This window comes from Roseateles sp. P5_E11, from assembly GCF_054049355.1.
In genome coordinates this window covers 1-1512 of the sequence record NZ_JBFUMO010000937.1, presented here as the reverse complement: position 1 = coordinate 1512, position 1512 = coordinate 1, and the positions used below count along the sequence as shown (strand labels likewise).

2 protein-coding genes and 1 pseudogene are annotated in these 1512 nt (G+C 69.3%); all 3 read right to left on the bottom strand.

The features are described from left to right. Positions 1-398, bottom strand: a pseudogene (locus ACXJKR_RS32265) (DNA polymerase III subunit delta'); the annotation flags it as partial. Next, the gene (gene tmk / locus ACXJKR_RS32260) at positions 392-1006 is read right to left on the bottom strand and encodes a dTMP kinase (protein ID WP_457326328.1); all 615 of its coding nucleotides are present in this window, start codon (positions 1004-1006) and stop codon (positions 392-394) included. The gene tmk and the pseudogene ACXJKR_RS32265, both read right to left, overlap by 7 nt. Further along, positions 1003-1512, bottom strand: a 510-nt coding sequence (gene mltG, locus ACXJKR_RS32255) for an endolytic transglycosylase MltG (RefSeq protein WP_457326327.1), incomplete at its 5' end; no start/stop codon positions are given. The genes mltG and tmk, both read right to left, overlap by 4 nt.

The following is a 1512-nucleotide window of genomic DNA, read 5'->3' as shown; positions in this document are numbered from 1 at the left end:
GCCTTGCCGCGCGCCGATGTCGCCTGGGCAAAGGCGAGCAGGTTGCGCACCGCCTCGACCTTGATTTCCTTGCTGGGTTTGGCCTTGCCGGCCTTGGGCGCGTCGGGCTCCTCGAAAGGCAGGCCGAGAGACTCACGGGCTGATGCGTCCAGGGCTTCCGGCATCAACAGCTGGAAATCCGGGTGGGTGCCGCTGGCGAACAGCTTGCAGCTTGAGCAGTGGCCGCAGGCGGGTTGGGCTTGGCCACGGTCTTCGCACAGCCAGCTCTGGGCCAGCTTGACGGCCAGTTCCAGCTGGCCGACGCCGGCCGGCCCTTGCACYAGCAGCGCATGCGAACGCGCCCGTGCCAGCGCATCGGCCAGCGGCGCCTGCAGCCAGGGGAGATCGGCGTTCAGCATGGGTAGCGTTCTGCAAGGACGGCCAGCACGTGGGCGCCCACCTGCTCGACCGTGCCACTGGCGTCGACACGCACGATGCGCCCCGGCGCCTTGGCCGCACGCGCCGCATAGCCGGCCCTCACGCGCTCGAAGAACTCCAGGTCCTGCTGCTCGATGCGATCCGCCTCACGGGCGCTGGCACGACGGGCGGCGGCCTGTTCGGCGGACAGGTCGAACCACAGCGTCAGCTCGGGCTCGGTGCCCTCCTGCACCCAATCGGCCAGCGGCTCCAGCACCGACAGCGGCAGGCCGCGCCCGCCGCCCTGGTAGGCGAAGCTGGCGTCGGTGAAACGATCGCAGAGCAGCGTCTTGCCGGCGGCCAGCGCGGGCTTGATGACGGCCTCGACATGGTCGCGCCGGCCGGCAAACATCAGCAGCAGCTCGGTCAGCGAGCCCATGGATTCCTTGAGCACGATGTCACGCAGCGTCTCGGCCAGTGGCGTGCCGCCAGGCTCACGGCTCAGCTGCACATCGGCGCCGCGCGCGCGGAACCAGTCGGCCACCGCCTGGATGTGGGTGGACTTGCCGGCACCGTCGATGCCTTCGAAAGAAATGAATCGACCGGTCACTTGCCGCCGCGTTGGTATTTGTTGACCGCGCGATTGTGCGCGGCGAGGTCATCGCTGAATTCGCTGCTGCCATCCCCCCGGGCAACGAAGTAGACCGCCTTGATGGCCGCCGGGTTCAGCGCCGCCTGCAGCGAGGCCGCGCCGGGCATGGCGATCGGCGTCGGCGGCAGGCCACCACGGGTGTAGCTGTTGTAGGGCGTGTCAGCCAGCAGGTCACGCTTGCGCAAGTTGCCGTCGAAGCTTTCGCCCAGGCCGTAGATGACGGTGGGGTCGGTCTGCAGGGGCATGCCCACGCGCAGCCGGTTCATGAAGACGGCGGCGACCTTGGAGCGGTCTGAAGACACGCCGGTTTCCTTTTCGACGACGGAGGCCAGGATCAGCGCCTCGTCGGCCGATTTCAGCGGCAGGTCGCGCGCCCGCTTGCTCCARGCTGCCGCCAGCCGGCCCCGCATCGCCGCGTGGGCGCGCTTGAGCACCGTCAGGTCGCTGACACCGCGGCTGTACGC